This is a genomic window from Mucilaginibacter sp. PAMB04168 (assembly GCF_039634365.2).
Classification (GTDB): Bacteria; Bacteroidota; Bacteroidia; order Sphingobacteriales; family Sphingobacteriaceae; genus Mucilaginibacter.
Map to the genome: position 1 here is coordinate 4,592,079 of NZ_CP155079.2, position 19,351 is coordinate 4,611,429.

Genomic DNA, 19,351 nt, shown 5'->3' on the forward strand with positions numbered 1-19,351 from the left:
AATACAGAATGGTATTTTTGTTTGCAGTACATGAGCGATAATAAGATAATAAAAGCAATAAAGGATAAGAGTAAAGACCTTGAGGTCGAAATGTCGTTTTTTGACCATATTGAGGTGCTTCGCTGGCACTTGATACGTGCGTGTATAGCAATCCTCATATTTACTTCCCTGGCCTTTTATTATTATGATTTCTTATTCGATAAGATTATCATGGGCCCAATGCGCCCTGATTTTTGGACCTACCGCATGCTATGTAAACTGGGCGATTACCTCAACCGCCCGGGTTTTTGCGTAAAAGAAATTCAGGGAAAGATCATCAATACTGAAATGGCCGGGCAGTTTACGCTGCAAATAAATTCGGCGCTTATAGTAGGTGTTACCCTCGGCTTTCCCTACCTGCTTTGGGAAATATGGCGCTTTATTAAACCGGCCCTGCATGATAATGAACGCAAAGCGGCTTCAGGATTTGTGTTATATGCTTCATTGCTGTTTATACTGGGCATTCTGTTCGGTTACTTCATTATAGCGCCTGAGTCGATAAGTTTTTTGGCCGGTTATAAAATCAGCGATATTATAGAAAATACGTTTACTATCGATTCATATCTATCATCAGTAGCTACGCTTACATTAGCTACAGGTGTAGTATTTCAGTTGCCAATCCTGGTTTATATCTTATCAACATTGGGTATCCTTACCCCCCAGTTTATGCGTTCGGGACGCCGCTATGCCATTGTAGCTATATTGATTATTGCGGCAGTTATTACCCCTACGCCCGATATGATGACCATGGCCATTGTTAGTTTACCGTTGTTTGTGCTTTATGAAGTGGGCATTGTTGTAGCCGGTTCGGTTGAACGACGTAAGCTCAAAAAGCATAATGAGGTGATGAAGACCGGAAATTAAACAGGTGATAGAATCTTTCCTGTCAATTCTATAAAATTCATGAATACAGAATTTAAAATAGCCATAGGCTCCGATCATGCCGGCTTTAAGTATAAACAAGCCTTACTAGAGTGGTTGCCTCAAACTGCTATTAAGGATTTCGGCACTTACTCAACCGATTCAACCGATTATCCTGATTTTGCACACCCTGTGGCATCAGCTGTTGAGAGCGGCGAATTTGATTTTGGCATTCTCGTTTGTGGTAGTGCCAATGGTGTAGCTATCACAGCCAATAAACACCAGGGTATACGTGCCGCTATATGCTGGCAGCCCGAGCTGGCCAGTTTAGCACGCCAGCATAATAATGCCAATATTGTTTGCATACCCGAGCGCTTCATATCACTTGACGATGCCAAAGCCATTGTAGAGTTGTTTTTAACAACCCAATTTGAAGGTGGCCGCCATGCTACACGGGTTGGTAAAATGTCTTGTTAGCTTATTATAAAGTCACGCATTTGTTGCTCATGCAGTTGGTAAAGTTTCGTTACCTTGCTGCTTGTAATTGTTGTATTTGAAAATGAGAAAAACATTATTATGTAGCGCTGCCTTAGTTGCAGCACTGGGGGCATGTGCCCAAAAAAATACCACTGCGGTTAAATATGCGCAGTATATAACTGTTGCCGATGCTAAAAAGCACTTAAGCATTATTGCTTCCGACGCTTTTGAGGGTCGTGAAACCGGCAAACCAGGCGCTGACAAAGCAGCCGCTTACCTAGCTGGCGAGTTCAAAAAGATGGGCCTTCAGGCTCCGGTTAATGAGTCATATTTTTTGGATATACCTTTAACCAATACAGCTTTCACTCTCAAATCGGTTACCTTAAACGGCACCACGCTTACTTATGGTAAAGACTATACATCGATGGGTGGTACAGGCACACAAACTGTAAAAGCCAGCGAAGTAGTATTTGTGGGTTATGGTACCGAAGCTGAGTTAGCCAATGTTGACCTTGCCGGCAAAGTAGCCTTGGTTATAGCCGAGCCTAAACCAGGCACTACCGTTGATAATTCCAATCCTCGTGCAGCCATGATGGCCTTTACACGTTTGGTACAAGGTATACGTGCAAAAAATGCAGCTTTAGTACTTGCAGTTGGCACTGTAACTCAAGGCAGCATGGCCGGTAAGCAAAGCGAGCGTATAACGCTTAAACAAGCTAACCCACGCCCTATCACGCCGCGTCCACTGGCACTGACCGTTACATCTGCCGTTGCCGACCAGTTGCTTAAAGCAAGCGGTAAAACCTATGAGCAATTAAAAGCTTCACCTGCTGTACAAACCGTTAAGGCCGATGTTACAGCCGATTACGAAACCGTAGTAAAAGATGCCAAAGCAGTTGATGTTTTAGGCTTTTTACCAGGTTCGGACGCTAAATTAAAGGAAGAAGTTTTAGTTTTTTCGGCACACTATGACCATATTGGCATGGAACCCGAAGATACGCCTGGCGACCGCATTAACAACGGCGCTGATGATGACGGTTCGGGTACTACCGGTATTTTGGAGATTGCCCGTGCATTCACACAAGCAAAAAAGGACGGTAAAGGCCCTCGCCGCAGTATCCTGTTCCTGGGTAACGTAGGTGAAGAAAAAGGTTTATTAGGTTCAGAGTATTACTCGGAGCACCCGGTATTTCCATTGGCTAATACCATTACCGATTTAAACATTGATATGATTGGCCGCCGCGACCCTGCTCACGAAAAAACACCTGATTATTGCTACCTGATTGGTTCTGATAAACTGAGCACCACGCTGCACAAGATCAGCGAGAATGCCAACAACACTTACACCAAGTTAGCGGTAGATTATAAATATAATGACCCGAAAGACCCTGAGCGTATTTACTATCGCTCAGATCATTATAACTTTGCGAAGCACAATGTGCCAATCGTATTTTATTTTGATGGTGTACACGCCGATTATCACCGTGTAAGCGATGAGGTAGATAAAATCGACTTTCCATTATTAGTTAAACGCGCACAGCTGGTATTTTATACCGGTTGGGATTTAGCCAACCGCGATGAACGCCCCGTTGTTGATGTGAAAAACGACATGCCGGCAAACAGAAATTAATGAATGTGTGAGTTGGAATGAATGAAAAGTTAACCGCTCAAACATTTTTGATCATAAAAAGGCAGCTTATACAAACTATAAGCTGCCTTTTTCTATTTTAACTACTCATTTATTCACTAAGTACTCACTCACCAATTATATTTGCGGATATGGGAAGCACGGCCGAGAAATTTTTGGTGGATTCGGAAGAGAAGGCATTCAACCCTGAACATCGCCAGATTATTAATTATAACATGGGCAAGTACCACACGGCAGTTGCCCGTGGCACTGCCCGTTTAGTCAATTTAGAAACGGCTAAGCGTAAAGCACACGTAGTAAAATGGCGGGTGATGGAAAACCTCGACAAGTTTTTACCCGAGTTTGAAGCTAATTTTCAGCGCCGTGGTGGCAAGGTAATCTGGGCCAATGATGTAGCTGAGGCACAGCAGGAAATACTTAGTATTCTGCAAAGGGCAAACGCTAAAAAGGTGGTCAAATCCAAAACTATGGCTACTGAAGAGATTCATTTAAATGAGTTTTTGGAGCAAAACAACATAGAGTCGTTAGAGACCGATTTGGGTGAGTACATTGTACAATTGCTTGGCCAAAAGCCTTATCATATTGTAACACCGGCTATGCACCTCTCTAAAGAGGATATAGCCAAACTGTTTCACGAAAAATTTGGCACTCCCATAGATGCCACACCCGAGCAACTTACCGCCAAAGCCCGCGAATTACTGCGCGACAAATACCTTCAGGCTGATGCAGGTATTACCGGCGCCAACTTTCTGATATCAGACACGGGTAGCATAGCCTTAAGTGAAAACGAGGGTAACACCCGCTTAAGCACTACCTTTCCTAAAATACATATTGCCGTTGTAGGTATTGAGAAAATTATACCGTCTATTGCTGATCTCGACCTGTTTTGGCCACTCTTGTCCACTCATGGCACCGGGCAAAACCTAACCGTATACAATACTATTTTAACGGGTCCGCGCCAGCCGGGCGAAAAGGATGGACCGGAAGAAATGTATGTAATATTACTGGATAACGGCCGTACTGATTTGCTTGCTCAGAAAGACCAGCGGCAGGGTCTGTACTGCATTAGATGCGGGGCGTGCTTAAATGCCTGCCCGGTGTATCAAAATGTGGGTGGCCATACCTATAATACCACCTATAGCGGGCCTATTGGATCGGTAATTACACCGCATATGAAAGGCATGGAAGAGTTTAAACACTTAAGCTATGCCTCCAGTTTATGCGGGCGTTGTACCGAGGTATGCCCTGTTAAAATTGATATTCACAAAATGCTGTTACTTAACCGGCGTGATGCTGTAAAATCGGGCGTGGTGAATACGGTTGAGAAGTGGAGCTGGGCCGGCTGGAAAAAAGCTATGCTAAGCCGTAAACTAACCGATTTTTTCGGCGGTAAAATGAAGAACTTTTTATTGCGTACTTTCTTCAAAAAATCATGGGGGCATCACCGCGAAATGCCTACCGTAGCCGAAAAATCATTTGCACAACGCTGGGCCGAAGAGCACAACCAAACCGAAAAAGATTGAAAATGAGAAAAGTTGTTTTAAACCTTGCCGTTAGCCTTGATGGATTTATTGAAGGCCCTAACGGCGAGTATGACTGGTGCCTTGCCGATCAGGACTACGGCATGACTGAATTTTTTGCGCAGACCGATACCATATTTATTGGGCGTAAAAGCTATGAGATGATTGCAGGCATGGAGGATGAGTACTTTCCGCATATACAAAAGGTGTATGTTTTTTCAGATTCTTTGAATACAGCTGCCAATGCAAAGGTTGAGTTTATTAAAAGCGCAGATTTTGATGAGCGCGTAAAAGCCATTTTAGAACTTGATGGTTCCAACATTTGGTTATTTGGCGGAGCCAACCTGCTATCAACTTTTCTTCAACGCAGATTAGTTGCCGAGATGCTCCTATCTGTTCACCCGCTTATATTAGGTAGCGGCAAGCCTTTATTTACGGAGCTTAACAATCGGGTTGACCTGTTATTGCAAAACACCCAAACTTATGATACGGGTTTAGTACAGCTCAGGTATGCGCTAAAGCCTATGTTTGACAACAGCCTGCTAGACACGCCTTTTGTGCATTCGGGGTTGGATGATTTTTGATGAGCAACCGATCACTGAAATTGCCAAACGGATATAAACAGAAAACGCCTGCAAATTTTGCAGGCGTTTTCTGTTTATTTAAATAAGAGTTTAATAAGGCTTTGATTCCTGCGCAACGTCTTCTGCCTGCTTAACAGCTTCGTCAGAATGGGTAGCACCGATGGGACCTTTTGAGATATTAGCGCTGGCGGCTCTAATTCCTTCGGCTACACGGCGGCCATAATCTGCATCGCACTGGGTAAATAGTTCGATCATCTTATCCTGTATATGTTTCTGAACAGGTGCTAAGGTGTTAACCAAGTTATTAATCAGGTCATCACGCTCCCAATCTTCAAGCAAGTGATAGCGTTCGCCGGCTTGGGCAAAATTGTTGGTGCGGTCAATTTTTTTTCGAACCAGTTTAGTGGTCTTGTATTCCGGCTCATGATCTGCACCTGCTTTTGGTGCTTCCTGCAAACCGTTTAAAGTTGAAGGTTCATAGTTCACGTGCGCATTAGCACCTTGTGGTAAATCTACATGGTAAGCCATCTGTCCATCGCGCTGATTAGTAGCCACGTGGGTTTTAGGTGCATTTATTGGCAGTTGCAAATAGTTTGACCCTACCCGGTAACGCTGCGTATCGGAGTAAGAGAAGGTACGCCCCTGCAACATTTTATCATCGCTAAAATCTAATCCGTCAACCAACACACCTGTACCAAAGGCCGATTGTTCAACCTCGGCAAAGTAATTAACCGGGTTGCGGTTGAGAGTCATTTTCCCTACAGGTAGCCAAGGGAACTGATCTTCAGGCCATATTTTGGTATCATCCAAAGGGTCAAAATCCAGCTCAGGATGTTCCTCATCACTCATAATTTGAACCAGCAATTCCCATTGCGGATAATTACCGGCTTCAATAGCATCAAACAGATCTTGCGTAGCGTGGTTAAAGTTTTTAGCTTGTATGGCTTCGGCCTGCTCCTGTGTTAGGTTCTTAATGCCTTGTACCGGCTCCCAATGGTATTTTACCAATACCCCGGTTCCTTCTTTATTCACCCACTTGTAAGTGTTTACGCCCGAACCCTGCATTTGGCGGTAGTTAGCCGGAATGCCATAGGGTGAAAACAAGAACGTAATCATGTGCATAGCCTCAGGCGTATTGCTGATAAAATCGAAAATACGCTCGCCGTCTTGCCTGTTGGTTACAGGATCGGGCTTAAAGGCATGGACAAGGTCGGGGAATTTCATCGCGTCGCGAATGAAAAACACTTTGAGGTTATTACCTACCAAATCCCAGTTACCATCCTCTGTATAAAATTTAACGGCAAAACCACGCGGGTCGCGTAAGGTCTCGGGCGAGTTACCGCCGTGTATAACCGATGAAAAGCGTACGAACACGGGTGTTTGCTTGCCTTTCTCCTGAAATAACCTGGCACGGGTATACTTACCTACCGGCTCATCACCTACCGTTCCATAAGCTTCGAAGATACCGTGAGCACCTGCACCGCGGGCATGCACTACCCGCTCGGGGATACGCTCCCGGTCGAAATGAGATATCTTCTCCAGGAACTGATAATTTTCGAGCGTTGCCGGTCCGCGGTTACCTACTGTACGAATGTTCTGGTTATCCGTAACGGGGTGCCCTTGGCGGGTGGTTAAGGTTTTAGCACCTTCACCCTCCTGCTGGCTGTTTGAGTTTAAAATTTTTCCGTTGTCCATAATGTTAAGTTTTGCTGGCGTAAGAATTAACGGTTTAGATCAATTATAATCTGTTTATTCTTTGAATCTACTTATAAAAGTACAGCTACACTTTGTAAAAGTTCAGGGTATCAAATAATAAGATAATGTATAGTATTTGTCTATATAAAATATCAAGTGATTAGACGACGTTTATAAACGTACATGTGCCTATTTGTAATCACAGCATAAGGCTTATTACAAACAAGCCAGATAAACGGAAGTTTTATAAACGAATAATTAATACGCCGTTCTTCTTGGCATTAGATATTCCGTAAAAGTTTGAAGTAGAATGTAGTGCCTTCGCCCGGCTCGCTCTCAAACCATATTTTACCGTCCAAATGTTTAACAATCTCCTTGCACAAGTACAGCCCAATGCCCAAGCCTGGTGCTTTATAAACATCGTTCACCTGGTAAAATCTGTCAAAAATATACGGCTGCTGCTCCCGCGGTATACCTCGCCCAAAATCCTGAATACTAAATGTCAGGTACGCTTCATCACACACCAGGTTAATAAATATTTCATTGCCTAACGGTGAGTACTTAACGGCGTTATCTATTAAATTGGTAATGAGCTGAATTGTACGGTTACGATCGGCGTTGATCTTGCAAGGCTGATTTTTGGTTATTACTAAGCGATGGGATGTAAATACCAATTGCAGGTCGCTAACCAGATCGGCAAGCAGCACATCCATTTCCAGTTCAGTTGCATTGAATGTTAATTTACCCGATTCTATACGTGATATATCAAGCAGGTCTTGCACTAATGCATCCAGTCTGCTTATTTGTAGTCGCATGCGCCCTAAGAAGCTAACTGCTTTAGGGTCATCTACGGTTTTTAAGCGCGATATTAGCTGCTCATAAGCTTTAATAGAGGTAATCGGCGTTTTCAGTTCATGGCTTACAGTGCTTATAAACTCATCCTTTTGCAACTCCAGGTACTTTTGCCTGGTAATATCGGTACACGAACCCACAAAGCCCAAAAATTCATCTTCCTGATAACGGGGCAAACCAGTTGAAGTTAGCCAGTGCAGTGAACCATCTTTCAATATAATACGGTAATCAACGTTGTACTCAACCCGGTTAATATGCGCCTTTGTGAAACGGTCAACAACCATCTCCAGGTCATCCGGATGAATGATCCGGCTCCACTGGCCTCGCAAATCCTCATTGCCTTGTACATCACACCAGTCTTTCCATTTTTGGTTGGCGTAAATGATAGCCCCGTCGTGATCTGACATCCATAAAGCTGTGGGCGATGCTGATGTAAGGGTATGCAAGCGCGCCTCCGTATCTAACCGGGCCTGCAACAATTCAACCTGTTCGCTGGTATCCATCATAGACCCTACCATACGCAGAGCTTTGCCATCTTTAAACAGGGTATAACCACGATCCAAAATGTAGGCATAACTACCGTCAGCTCTTAAGAAGCGGTACTGCCCGGTCCAGTTCTTCTCTTGGGTGTTAATTACCTCATATATACTGCTCATTACCCGGTCCCGGTCATCGGGGTGGATACGGGCCGACCAGAATTTTGAACTTGACTCGATATCACTGGCCGTATAGCCGAACATCTGCGTAAACGATTTGCTCCACAAAACCTCGTCGCTTTCCAGGTTCCAGTCCCAAATAGCATCATGGGTAGCCTTTGAAATCAGATTAAACCGCTCAATAAGCAGTTCTTGTTCGGTAACATCATGCACCATCACTAGGCGGGCATTATAACCCTCATATGCAACAGGATAAGAAATAAGTTGTACGTGAATGATGGCGCCATCGCCTTTTATATGCCTGAACGGGCGTTGCATTGTGTTGGCACCATTCAGGGCCCGCCTTACCTCCTCAAATCTTTCCAGATCTTCCTCCGGACGAATGTCACGTACCGTCATGCTTAAAAAAGCTTCACGACTGTAACCATAGTGCTTGGTAGCGGCATCATTCACTTCAAGAAATCGCAAAGTAACGGTATCGAAAAACCACATGGGTTGTGGGTTTTGATAAAAAAGGATCTTAAAAAATGGCTCTACGCCTTGGTTTACAATTCCATCCATACACGGGCTTAATTAGGGAGTACTTATACATAGATAGATGCAAGCAAATATATCATTACGACTAACAATACAGCATCCCTATAAAGCTTATTTACGTATAGACTACAAAAGAAGTTATGGCCGGAAAAAAAGAATCCTGCTGTTAGCTGATAGGACAGCAAAAGCAGAGAGCCGGTTTCTTAATTATTCCGATACACCAAACCTAAGAGCAAAGTGCTGCATATTACCCGCTATCATTTTGCCGTGCTTTGTTAATGCAAACATTTTTATTTGTATAAGAACAAAAAAGGGTACGGCATATGCCGTACCCTTAGAAAAAAACTATTATCATTTATTAATTAATTCTGATCATCATTATCGTCATTACCGGGTACGCTGGTTACTACGAAAATCTTTTTGCCGCTGGCATCGCGTTGCTCGTGTAAATAAACGCCCTCGGGAGTTACGTAATATTTTTCGCCATCTACCTTCACCTTACGGGCGCCATCAGGCAATTCTTCAATAACGTCTCCTATTTGCGGATAATCACCATTATCGTCGCCATTGTATTGGCTGTTGTTATTATCGGTATTCAACTCGCCGTCTTTACCGGCTACACGGTAAGCAATGCGGCCGTTGTCTTTAGTAACCGGCTGGTAGTATACACCATTCGATTCATAATACTGCTGACCATCAATGGTGATGGCTTCGGCATCATCAGGTAAACGATCTATCTCGGCACCTACCGGCGGTTCAACCACAGTATATTGATTGTTATACTGTTGATAATAAAAACCATTGCTGTAAAAATACGGGTTCCCTCCCCAATTAAATGAGTAATAACCAAAAGGTAACACACCAAGACTAAAACCTAAACGTGGGTAATAATAACTGTTGTAATAACCCCGGTAGTTATGGTAGAAGCCAGTATACGGACGACCGTAGTAACCTCTTATACCACCACGATAGTACGAACGGCCATAAAAATAGCTGCGCCCAACACTGCCTCTGTAACCCGGACGACCATAGAAACCCTGACGGCCTACATTGCCGCGGTAGCTGTAATTGCCGCGTGGATAACCAAAAGAACCTCTGGGTGCGCTGTAAGTACGGTTACGATCAAAGCTTCCGCGAGGTGTAATGCCTTGCCTGTCGCCAAAATTTGGACGCATGCCGTAACTCTGGCGGCCTGGGCCTGAATTACCTCGTGGCGTATTGTAACTGCCCCGATTACCAAAATCGCCACCCCGTGGAGAAAAGCTGCCACCTGAGCGGCCCTGGAAACCACCGCCTGAACGACCTTGAAAACCGCCACCGCCAAAACCACCATCACGAGACCCGCCAAAACTGCCGCCGCCGCCGCGGTTGCCACCACCAAAACCACCGCCTCTTCCGCCGCGTTGTGCATCTGCAGTTAAGGAAAGGGACAGTGTTGTTAAAACGCTAAGTCCCAGTGTAAGCAAATATTTATTAAGTTTTTTCATGTATGATATGAGGAGTTTAAAGCTTACCTAAGCAAGCTGTTGTTTTTGTTTATTTGATTAGTTTGACTGTATAAACTACCTACGGTTTAACAGCGCTCTATTAATTTTTACTAAACATTAATTCCCTGCGCACACCCCTTGTTAACTTAAAGTAAAACCAGTAACAGCTTTGTACGTTGTTTAATAAAACTATATATATGACAGAATATGATGATGCTGGTTTAACTAATCAGGACGATTATTTAAACACCGATAACGATAAAATACAAGATATGGCCAACAGCGATGCTGCAAAGTTTAACACAGATGAGCAGGAAGAGGCCGTAAATGAACGCGAAGAGACCGAATACGGAGATGCTGAAAACATTGACGCCGGTAGCGCAGTGCAACATAATGAAACGCAGCCTCCTTTAACTACCCAAGGTGATATTGGCGAGGTTGAAGAAAATATGGGCGGCACCACAAACCTGTCGCTTGACCAGCTGAAGCAGGAAGGTGACCCGGAAGGACTTGATGGCGAATAACCGGAATTGTTTTAAACAAAAAAGGAGCAGTTACCTGCTCCTTTTTTGTTTAATGTGGTAAACGATTAATGATCGTCTGATAAAAATTTGGTTCTCCGGTAGCCGGTGTAAGTAACTTGGTTGTTACCAGAAGCATTTGAAAACGTAGCAGTAAACGTAATCAAGTCGGTAGGAACACCAGAGCCAGGTGCCTTTGTGCCATTTTTTACAATTTTACCAGCTGTTATAACTATTGGCTTAGCTATATAACCTCCTGTAATATCGGTGCCGTTTGGCTGAGAAAACGTACCATCAGTTAAATTTACGTTGACCAAAGTTTGGTACCCGTAATCTTCTTCTTTTAGCCACATTTGGGTAGAAGAATTAGATGCAGTATTAAAGGTGGTAATTTTATAAAAAGAATCATCGCCATCATTGGCCTGAACCCAAAATTCACCAGCCATCTCTTGCACGTTTGTGCCTCCAGCTTCTACTTCATCTTTGCGACAAGAGCTAAACGCAAACGCAAATGCTACCAGTATATAAACTATCTTTTTCATAATGTTCATCAATAATTTGTTATTGTTTTAACCATCTGCGAGTTGAGCCGGCTATACCTTGATCAAGCAAATCAACAGAGTAATTCAAAGTACTACCCGATGTAAATCCGGCTAACTTTGCTGTCCCCTGCAAGCGGCCATAGGCTGTACTTTGCAGCGGAATAGTCCAGCTTAAACCATCGCTTGTAATAACGTATGCAGGAATTGTTGTAGCTGCTGAATACAAATTACTTGTTCTGTAAAAACCTGGAGCTAGTTTAGTAACCGTAGCAGTAGTACCTCCGGAAGCATAATCATAACTTCCGGCAACATTCACACCAGCCACTTCAGCAGTAGGTATTACAGCAACGTAACGGGTTACACTTGCAGGGAAACCATCGCTGTTGGTTGCACTGTAGCTGATGGTATATAAGCCAACAACAGCTGTGTTAACTGTACCGGTTGCAGTTACTTTCAAATCCGAACTACCTTCTTTTGCAGCCGCTCCGGCATCAGTGTAAGTACTACCCTTTACTACAGAAGTATAAGTATCCCCTTTCATGGTAAACGTCGCGTAGTTCGTTATTTTCGACTCGCCAACGTACCCTTCCTTATAATCGAATTTATCTTTTTGGCATGAGTATACCGAAATACAAACTAATGCTATTCCAATAAGCTTTATATATTTTTTCATAATAAGAATCAATTTTTTTTGAACAATTATTTACCCCACCATACCGGTGTAGTTATAGGCACCTCGGCCGGAGTATTGTTGTTACGGCTACGCTCAACATCAGGAAACACCAGGCGCTTAGGGAACAATTTGCCAGTAGTTACACCAGTGGCAGAATAAACCCACTGACCAGGTACATAAGCAAGGGCAGTTGAGTACACAGGGCTAATTCTTGGATAGCCTGTACGCTCCTGCTCAAAAAAGCCTTCTAAAGTATGGCCGGTTTTAGGCAAAGAGGCCCATTTTTGTACAATGATAGCTTCAATCTTTTGTTCCGTTGTTCCTGCAGTTGGGAAAGGATAAAGGTTACCGCGCACAGCACCAACTTGTTCAAAAGCTGCGTTAACACCTTCGTTGTACAAAGCAGCAGTATTTACACCTCCATTAAACCGCAAATCAGCTTCAGCCTGCAAAAAATAAGACTCAGCAGCAGTCAGGAAAAAAACAGGATCTGTAGCGTCCTGATTAGGAGTATTAGCAGTTGAGTATTCAGGGCGTGCCGCAGGTGTTGCATTAAAATCGCCCTGATTAATTGAGGTAGTGGTAGCTGAGGTAAAATAAGGCACTATACGTGGGTCGCCATTGGTTTTCAAGTAAGAAACCAACGTAGTACTGGCCCTTAAGTTAGTTGAACTGTTTAAGGCAAATACGTTATAAGTGTAAAAAGGATTACGTTTATCTGTGGCATCAGTGTACTGCGTAACGCCAGCATTTACTGTAAGGTAATCAGCTTTTCGGGCTACCAGCTTTTGGTATCCGGCTTGTGCTTCAGCCGGCTTGGCATTAATCATACGTAAATACATTCTTAATTCTAATGTATTTGCAAATTGGCGCCACTTATCCATATCACCGCCAAGTACTAGGTCGGCGGTAGCAGCTGATCCAACCAGCTTACCATTGTAGTTCGTAGCCAAAGCCGCATCAATTTCGGCTAATAAACCTTTGTAAATGCTATAACCGTCATCAAACTTTGGTTGTATGTTCTCAATTCCCTTAAATGCCTCGGTATACGGAACCTGGTCATACAAATCAACCAGTGTTTCATATACAACAGCTTTCATCACCGTACACATTAAATAGTACTGATTGTTATTCGCGGCTTTTGCCTGCGTAATAGCTAACTGCAAATCGCTTAACGAGCCAGCAAATAATTCGCTATAGTTCGCATTTAGATCGGTACGTATCAGATTGTAAGAATCAATACTGCGGTATTGGGCTGAACTGTTGGATTGTGTCCAATACTGTGACCAAACGCCTCCTAATATATTTAACTCGCCGCCAATGCGGCCCGCTGCTGAAAGAACAGCCGAAGGAAACAAAATTTGTGGTGTAGCCGCATCAACCGAAGGGTTGTTGGGGCTAACGTTTATATCAGCAATTTTGCTACAGCCAAATGACAAAAATGCTATGCCAAATGTAAGCGCTGATTTATATAATGTATTTCTTTTCATGTTTTTCAGATCAAATTAAAATGAAACTTTCAATGACGCTCCGAAATATCTTAACGGAGGTGCTGTTCTAAACTCTCCAAACTCACTGGTCAAATCTATACCCTGGTTAGACACTTCCGGATCAATAGTTTGATTACGTTTTGGCAACCATGTATATAGGTTGCGGCCAAATACCGTAAACATTGCTCTTTGTGCACCTATCTTTTGAGCAATAGCTACTGGGAGAGTGTAAGACAATGTAAGTTCACGCAACTTAACGAAGGTTTTGTCCAAAATACGGTTTTGGTAAGCTATCCCCTTGTTTTGGTTAGTATAGTAGTAATCGTCGTAATTGATTTCGCTGATAGGTGTAGTGTTTTCTACATACGTTGTCGTACCATTTGGGCCTGCAACAGCTTGTACCGAATTAGGAACGATGAACGGACGACGATCATTATATAATGTTTTTTGATCAGCACCCACAAAATTCAACAAATCTGCAGTTCCAGAATAGAAACGGCCACCCTGACGCCAGTCAAATGTAAAACTTAGTGCAAAGTTTTTTACGCGGATACTGTTGCTTAAGCCCATCTGAAAATCAGATTGTGATGTACCATAGTTACCCAACGCTGTAGAAGTAACCGGGAAGCCCTGGTTGTTAACTACAATACGGCCTTCTGGATCATAAACTGGTACAGGTGCCAGGAAAACTCCCAATGGTTGGCCAGCTATAGCAGCAAATTGAGCATCATAGGCAGAAGTCAATACAGCTTTTTCAAGACCGTTATTTAATTCAAGTACCAAGTTGCGGTTGCGTGTAAAATTGTAGTTTACATCCCAGGTAACTGTTTTGGTCTGTATTGGGGTGCCATGAATGGCAAGCTCAATACCACGGTTTCTTACTTTACCAAAGTTCAATATCGCAGTGGTGTATCCTGATGAAGGAGCTGTAGCAACCGGTAATATTTGATCTTTTTTAACACGGGCGTAGTAGGTAAAATCAAAACCTAAACGGTTTTTAAAGAAGTTAGCTTCGGCACCCAACTCGAGCTCGGTTTGCGTTTCAGGCTTCAGCGTGCCGTTGTTTAACTGGTTATTGATGGTATAACCTGGAACTCCATTAAAAGGTAATGTATTATTACCAAAGCCCAAAACCACGTTTGTAGCGTTAAGCGTGTTAATAATACGATATGGATCTGTATCACTACCGGTTTTACCATAGCTCGCTCTTAATTTAGCGCTCGAAACAGCAGTGTTTTGTAAACCTAACGACTCAATTATGTTATACGCTAAGCTAGCTCCTGGATAAAAATAGCTGTTACCACCTTTAGGTAGTGTTGAAGACCAGTCGTTACGGCCTGTAAGGGTTAAATAAAGGTAACGTTTGTAGCCAAATGTTGCCTGTCCGTATACACCTAATAAACGGCGATGTGTTTCTGATTCACTAGCAGTTGGCAAGTTAGAAGTATTAGATAGTTGATAGAATCCAGGAATAGTTAATCCTTGAACTTCAGTATACAGGCTACGGGTACCTCTGTCATTATAGTTCACACCTACCAAGCCATTCACGTCAAAGTCTGATGTAATTGTTGTATTGAATAAGGCGTTAAGTTTTGAATCATATTCAAATTGCTTAAACGATTCCTCAATAACGTTACCAACATCAGCTGCGCGCTTAGCGCCTTCCGGATTGGTTGGATCTATTGTATCATCTCCACCGTTCCAGCTGCCCGGCACAGGGCTGTTTACATTATGCCAGATTTTGTCGCCGGCATTATTAACGTCAACACCTTGCTGTATCTGGAATGACAGCCATTTGTTGGCTTTGTAATTCAGGTTAATGTTACCGTAAATCCTGTCACTGCGATAACGGCTGCCGTTTTCGTTTAAAACGTAGTATGGGTTTTCAGCAAATGGCGTAAAGTAATTATCTACGTTGAAATACCGGTTCTTGTAATCGCGTAAGTCACGGATTGGAATGTTACCCGGAATTTGCAGTATTTCCTCATAAAAACCAGCACCAATACCAGAATCACCCTGGCCGGTAGCTACAAACCTCGAAGCTTTGCTTACGTAGTTCATTGAAGCCTCGGCAGTAAAGCCTTTGTAAGAGGTAGATCCTTTTAAGCTGAAGTTGTTTCTTTTATAGCTATCGTTGCTGGTTGGCAGAATACCATTGCTATATACATTACCGTATGACATGTAATAGGTAGACGTTTCGTTACCACCGCTTAAGGCAATCTGGTTGTTGGTTTCAAAACCAGTATCAAAAGCATTCTTTACGTTATTATCTACATAAGAAAATGGCTTAAGCAATTGTGAGTTATTTACAATAGCACCCCAAGGCCTTACTACACCATCAAATTTGGGGCCCCAGTTACCATTTTCAGATATGTAAGATTGAGAATCCCAGCCCTGTCCAAAAACCTTTTGAGGGTTATATACTGAAGCCAAGCTTGTTAGGGTAGTACCCAGTGTAACGTCAACAACAGGCTTGCCTGCTTTACCTCTTTTAGTAGTAATTAAAATAACACCGTTTGAACCACGAGAGCCGTATAGAGCAGTTGCAGCTGAACCTTTCAGAATGCTCATGCTCTCAATAGAGTTAGGATCGATGTCGTTCGCGTTGTTACCAAAGTCGAAGTTATTATCAGAGCCGGGGCGAGAGTTGTCAATTGGCACACCATCAACGATGTATAAAGGCTGGTTACTTCCAGTGATAGAAGAGAAACTACGGATAATCACCTTAGTTGAACCACCGGGTGAACCCGAAGTGTTAGAAATGTTAACACCAGCTACTTTACCTTGTATACCACTAAACAGGTTTATTGATGATGAAGCATTAATTTGCTCAGCAGTAACTGTTGTTTGGGCATAGCCTAATGATTTCTTTTCGCGGCGTGTACCTAAAGCTGTTACCACTACCTCACCTAGTTGCTTTACGTTAGGCTCCAAGGCAACATTCAGTACGTTGCCTTTAGCTGCAGCCTCAAGTTGAACGTAGCCGATAAATGAAAACACCAAAGCACTGTTGGCTGGCGCCTTGATAGAGTATTTACCGAACCCATCCGTACTAACCGCAGATTGGGTCCCTTTAATTTTCACAACAACGCCAGGTAGGGGTTGTCCGTCGTCTTTACCTGTAACCGTACCTGTTACTGTACGGTCTTGCGCATAACTCTGCCCAAAAAAGAGCAAAACCATGCACAAACTCAGAAGTAGAAGTTTCTTCATTTGTTTGTTAATATAAGATCAGTTAATAGTTAATTAATAAAAGTAGGCTGAAGTTCCCAAATACACAAGTATTAGTTAAAAATTATTAAAAATTTATAAACATTCCATTTAAGAAAAATAATTTAGTACTATGTATTGCATAATACATTACAAAACATATATCTTTGTATTATGCTTGTAGAAAACACCCAAACCCAAATGCGAAAAGGCATACTCGAGTACTGCATACTGAGTATAATTGCCAGAGGCGAAATATACGCGTCGGATATAATTGCCGAATTGAAAAAAGCGCAACTTCTTGTAGTTGAGGGAACTCTATACCCTTTGCTTACCCGATTAAAAAACAACGGCCTGCTCAGTTACAACTGGGTCGAATCTACTTCGGGGCCTCCACGAAAATATTATGTACTGTCTGACGAGGGCCGCCACGTGCTCCAACAGCTAGACAAAACCTGGCAGGAACTGGCATTTGCCGTGCAATCCTCTATCGAAGGAAGAAAATAAAAACCTTAGTAAACTATAAATCATCATGAACAAAACAATCATTATCAATATAAACGGCACTGTATTTCACATAGAGGAGCAGGCTTACGAGCTACTTAAGGAGTACATGACCGACGTAAAACGTCATTTTTTCAACTCGGCCGACAGTTTGGAGATTACAACCGACATCGAAAACCGCATTGCCGAAATGTTTACTGAAATCCTTGCTCGGGAAAATCGCCAGGCACTGGTTGATCAGGATGTACAAGCAGTTATAGAGCAGATGGGGTCGGTAAAGGATTTTGAAACCCTTGATGAAACAGGTACTGCAGGCTTTAGTGAGCCCGTTTTCGAAACGCCTGTTGGTACCCGCCGTTTGTTTCGCGATCAGGATGACCATTTAATAGGCGGCGTTTGCGCTGGTATTGCTAACTACTTTGATATACAGCCAGTTTGGGTAAGGTTATTCTTTGCCGTAGCTTTCGTATTTGCCGGCACCGGTTTCCTTGTGTATGTTATATTATGGCTAATCGTTCCGAAGGCAGTTACCCGTGCCGACAGGATGGCCATGAAAGGTGAACCTTTAGATTTACAAGGCTTTAAACGAAACTTTGAAGCTGAATTGAGTGCAGTTGGGGGCCGTTTACATGATGTAAAGCAGGAAGCCCGCCCCTTAGCTTATAAAACCCGCGATTTTGTGAGCGATTTTTTCCATCACCTTGGCAAGTTTTTAGGAGGTGCTGGCAGTGTGCTGGTAAAGGTGCTGGGTATCGGCATCATCTTGTCATGTATTGCCGGTATTATAGCCATTATAGTATTATTAATAGGCACCATGTTTTTTGGGAACACCAATTTCTCCGTACCCGACATGTTTTTTAGCTACGAGTACATCAACCAGGTGAGAGTTGCCTTTGCCTTGTTAACTATTATACCGCTTACAGCGCTTATTGTAGTTATTTCAACTGCTGTGTTTAATACCGTATCGTTAAACAGGTCTGCTGGTTATACCTTGCTTATTATATGGGTAAGCTCCTTGTTTGTGTTGCTTTACCATGGTGCACGTGCGGCCGCAGAGTTCAAAGAATCAGCCGGGTTTACGCAAACTATAAATATAAAGCCTAATGCTAAACAGATATACTACCTGGAACTGAACGATGCCATGTTTTTAACCGCAGAAGACAGCGCCCGTTTAGACATCAAAAACAAGTTTAAAAACCTAACGCTGACCGATGAGGGCGATGATGACTTTGAGCCGCGTAACGTTAGGATTGACATCGAAAAAGGTGATGTACCTTACCCTGTATTAATTGAAGAATTTACCGCCCGGGGCAAAAATTTTGAGGATGCACTGGATCATGCCCGCAACACCCGCTATGTTTTTGTTCAGCAGGATTCTATCTTAAAATTTGATTCAAAACTTCGCAGATTGAAGAACAATCAGTGGTACAATGAAGAAGTAAAACTTACTTTACGCATTCCGCTTAACGCAACCATAATGGTAAGCAATAAGATGAATGAATTTATCTCCAACTATATGGATGTTGATGCTTGCTTTCCGGGTCAACGAAACCATTCCCGCACTGAACCCGCACCATTCATCATGACCGAGGAAGGTTTAAAGTGTAAGTTAGACAGCGCAATAACAGCTGTAAAACAAGACGCTCCTGTTAAAGATACAACCATAGCTCAAATGGATACCACAGTTAAGGTATCAACAGATACGGTTTATATAGATAGCACTGTGGCTCCGGCACCAGTGCGCAAAAAAACGGTGGTAATACGCCGCTTACACAAAAAGCAATAAAACCGGCGCCCTGCCTGTGTACTAAGGTTCATGATGACATGGGCAGGGCGCTAATTTTGCTAACACCGATTATTTACCATAACGTAGAGGAAGTGTGTTGTTAAAAAATTATGGTTGAAAGCTGGTGACGATAGTATTTTAAAAAATTTCATTTTTTGTGTAACCAGAAGCCCCCTTTCTGCATCTTACTATCAAATAACAGAACACAAGCTGCCCGCACTGGCAGATAAATCAAAAACAATCAGGTTTAATAAATTAAAAAAAGACTA

15 protein-coding genes are annotated in these 19,351 nt (G+C 42.9%); 8 read left to right on the plus strand and 7 right to left on the minus strand.

The features are described from left to right. Positions 1 to 30 precede the first annotated feature (30 nt). The 5 genes from tatC to ABDD94_RS19395 all read left to right on the plus strand — a co-directional run bounded on the left by tatC (position 31) and on the right by ABDD94_RS19395 (position 5,129). Positions 31 to 903, plus strand: coding sequence for a twin-arginine translocase subunit TatC (gene tatC / locus ABDD94_RS19375; RefSeq protein ID WP_345953609.1), 873 nt, complete (start codon positions 31 to 33; stop codon positions 901 to 903). A 39-nt stretch (positions 904 to 942) separates the two neighbouring features. Next, a complete protein-coding gene (gene rpiB / locus ABDD94_RS19380; protein WP_345953610.1) occupies positions 943 to 1,377 on the plus strand; it encodes a ribose 5-phosphate isomerase B in 435 nt (144 codons plus the stop codon). An 82-nt stretch (positions 1,378 to 1,459) separates the two neighbouring features. Beyond that, positions 1,460 to 3,007, plus strand: a complete 1,548-nt coding sequence (locus tag ABDD94_RS19385) for a M28 family peptidase (RefSeq protein ID WP_345953611.1) — start codon at positions 1,460 to 1,462, stop codon at positions 3,005 to 3,007. Between the two features lie 149 nt (positions 3,008 to 3,156). Continuing rightward, complete coding sequence (locus tag ABDD94_RS19390) at positions 3,157 to 4,548, plus strand: LutB/LldF family L-lactate oxidation iron-sulfur protein (protein ID WP_345950440.1); 1,392 nt, start codon at positions 3,157 to 3,159, stop codon at positions 4,546 to 4,548. Positions 4,549 to 4,550: 2 nt separating this feature from the next. Continuing rightward, positions 4,551 to 5,129: a dihydrofolate reductase family protein gene (locus ABDD94_RS19395; protein ID WP_345953612.1), complete on the plus strand. Its 579-nt coding sequence runs from the start codon at positions 4,551 to 4,553 to the stop codon at positions 5,127 to 5,129. 90 nt (positions 5,130 to 5,219) lie between these two features. On the opposite strand, the gene ABDD94_RS19400 is transcribed toward ABDD94_RS19395, so the two are convergent. From ABDD94_RS19400 to ABDD94_RS19410, 3 genes are all read right to left on the minus strand, one after another. Next, positions 5,220 to 6,824 carry a catalase gene (locus ABDD94_RS19400; protein ID WP_345953613.1) on the minus strand — a complete coding sequence of 535 codons (1,605 nt, stop codon included), beginning with the start codon at positions 6,822 to 6,824 and terminating at the stop codon, positions 5,220 to 5,222. A 281-nt stretch (positions 6,825 to 7,105) separates the two neighbouring features. Next, a complete protein-coding gene (locus ABDD94_RS19405) occupies positions 7,106 to 8,893 on the minus strand; it encodes a PAS domain-containing protein (protein ID WP_345953614.1) in 1,788 nt (595 codons plus the stop codon). 338 nt (positions 8,894 to 9,231) lie between these two features. After that, positions 9,232 to 10,356: a DUF6515 family protein gene (locus tag ABDD94_RS19410; protein WP_345953615.1), complete on the minus strand. Its 1,125-nt coding sequence runs from the start codon at positions 10,354 to 10,356 to the stop codon at positions 9,232 to 9,234. 197 nt (positions 10,357 to 10,553) lie between these two features. Here ABDD94_RS19410 and ABDD94_RS19415 point away from each other — a divergent pair, with 197 nt between their 5' ends. Further along, positions 10,554 to 10,880 carry a hypothetical protein gene (locus ABDD94_RS19415; RefSeq protein ID WP_345953616.1) on the plus strand — a complete coding sequence of 109 codons (327 nt, stop codon included), beginning with the start codon at positions 10,554 to 10,556 and terminating at the stop codon, positions 10,878 to 10,880. Positions 10,881 to 10,945: 65 nt separating this feature from the next. Here the strand turns inward: ABDD94_RS19415 and ABDD94_RS19420 are convergent, their stop codons facing one another. From ABDD94_RS19420 to ABDD94_RS19435, 4 genes are read right to left on the minus strand one after another with little or no spacing between them, the layout of a single operon-like run. Continuing rightward, complete coding sequence (locus ABDD94_RS19420) at positions 10,946 to 11,419, minus strand: lipid-binding protein (protein ID WP_345953617.1); 474 nt, start codon at positions 11,417 to 11,419, stop codon at positions 10,946 to 10,948. Between the two features lie 19 nt (positions 11,420 to 11,438). Further along, on the minus strand, positions 11,439 to 12,092 hold the full coding sequence (locus ABDD94_RS19425; RefSeq protein ID WP_345953618.1) for a DUF5011 domain-containing protein: 654 nt from the start codon (positions 12,090 to 12,092) through the stop codon (positions 11,439 to 11,441). A 26-nt stretch (positions 12,093 to 12,118) separates the two neighbouring features. Further along, positions 12,119 to 13,582, minus strand: a complete 1,464-nt coding sequence (locus ABDD94_RS19430) for a SusD/RagB family nutrient-binding outer membrane lipoprotein (protein WP_345953619.1) — start codon at positions 13,580 to 13,582, stop codon at positions 12,119 to 12,121. Between the two features lie 15 nt (positions 13,583 to 13,597). Then, on the minus strand, positions 13,598 to 16,795 hold the full coding sequence (locus ABDD94_RS19435; RefSeq protein ID WP_345953620.1) for a SusC/RagA family TonB-linked outer membrane protein: 3,198 nt from the start codon (positions 16,793 to 16,795) through the stop codon (positions 13,598 to 13,600). A 171-nt stretch (positions 16,796 to 16,966) separates the two neighbouring features. Between ABDD94_RS19435 and ABDD94_RS19440 the strand changes: the two genes are divergently transcribed. Both ABDD94_RS19440 and ABDD94_RS19445 read left to right on the plus strand, forming a co-directional pair. Beyond that, complete coding sequence (locus ABDD94_RS19440) at positions 16,967 to 17,299, plus strand: PadR family transcriptional regulator (RefSeq protein ID WP_345953621.1); 333 nt, start codon at positions 16,967 to 16,969, stop codon at positions 17,297 to 17,299. A gap of 25 nt (positions 17,300 to 17,324) precedes the next feature. Continuing rightward, positions 17,325 to 19,082 (plus strand): PspC domain-containing protein, encoded by a 1,758-nt coding sequence (locus ABDD94_RS19445; RefSeq protein ID WP_345953622.1) that lies wholly within the window; start codon positions 17,325 to 17,327, stop codon positions 19,080 to 19,082. The last annotated feature ends 269 nt before the right edge of the window (positions 19,083 to 19,351 follow it).

Bases quoted from the DNA above. Each gene is read 5' to 3' on its own strand.
- ABDD94_RS19440 (WP_345953621.1), top strand. From the start codon at position 16,967: ATGCTTGTAGAAAACACCCAAACCCAAATGCGAAAAGGCATACTCGAG.
- ABDD94_RS19415 (WP_345953616.1), top strand. From the start codon at position 10,554: ATGACAGAATATGATGATGCTGGTTTAACTAATCAGGACGATTATTTA.
- ABDD94_RS19445 (WP_345953622.1), top strand. From the start codon at position 17,325: ATGAACAAAACAATCATTATCAATATAAACGGCACTGTATTTCACATA.
- ABDD94_RS19420 (WP_345953617.1), bottom strand. From the start codon at position 11,419: ATGAAAAAGATAGTTTATATACTGGTAGCATTTGCGTTTGCGTTTAGC.
- ABDD94_RS19400 (WP_345953613.1), bottom strand. From the start codon at position 6,824: ATGGACAACGGAAAAATTTTAAACTCAAACAGCCAGCAGGAGGGTGAA.
- ABDD94_RS19425 (WP_345953618.1), bottom strand. From the start codon at position 12,092: ATGAAAAAATATATAAAGCTTATTGGAATAGCATTAGTTTGTATTTCG.
- rpiB (WP_345953610.1), top strand. From the start codon at position 943: ATGAATACAGAATTTAAAATAGCCATAGGCTCCGATCATGCCGGCTTT.
- ABDD94_RS19430 (WP_345953619.1), bottom strand. From the start codon at position 13,582: ATGAAAAGAAATACATTATATAAATCAGCGCTTACATTTGGCATAGCA.
- ABDD94_RS19410 (WP_345953615.1), bottom strand. From the start codon at position 10,356: ATGAAAAAACTTAATAAATATTTGCTTACACTGGGACTTAGCGTTTTA.
- ABDD94_RS19390 (WP_345950440.1), top strand. From the start codon at position 3,157: ATGGGAAGCACGGCCGAGAAATTTTTGGTGGATTCGGAAGAGAAGGCA.
- ABDD94_RS19385 (WP_345953611.1), top strand. From the start codon at position 1,460: ATGAGAAAAACATTATTATGTAGCGCTGCCTTAGTTGCAGCACTGGGG.
- tatC (WP_345953609.1), top strand. From the start codon at position 31: ATGAGCGATAATAAGATAATAAAAGCAATAAAGGATAAGAGTAAAGAC.
- ABDD94_RS19435 (WP_345953620.1), bottom strand. From the start codon at position 16,795: ATGAAGAAACTTCTACTTCTGAGTTTGTGCATGGTTTTGCTCTTTTTT.
- ABDD94_RS19395 (WP_345953612.1), top strand. From the start codon at position 4,551: ATGAGAAAAGTTGTTTTAAACCTTGCCGTTAGCCTTGATGGATTTATT.
- ABDD94_RS19405 (WP_345953614.1), bottom strand. From the start codon at position 8,893: ATGGATGGAATTGTAAACCAAGGCGTAGAGCCATTTTTTAAGATCCTT.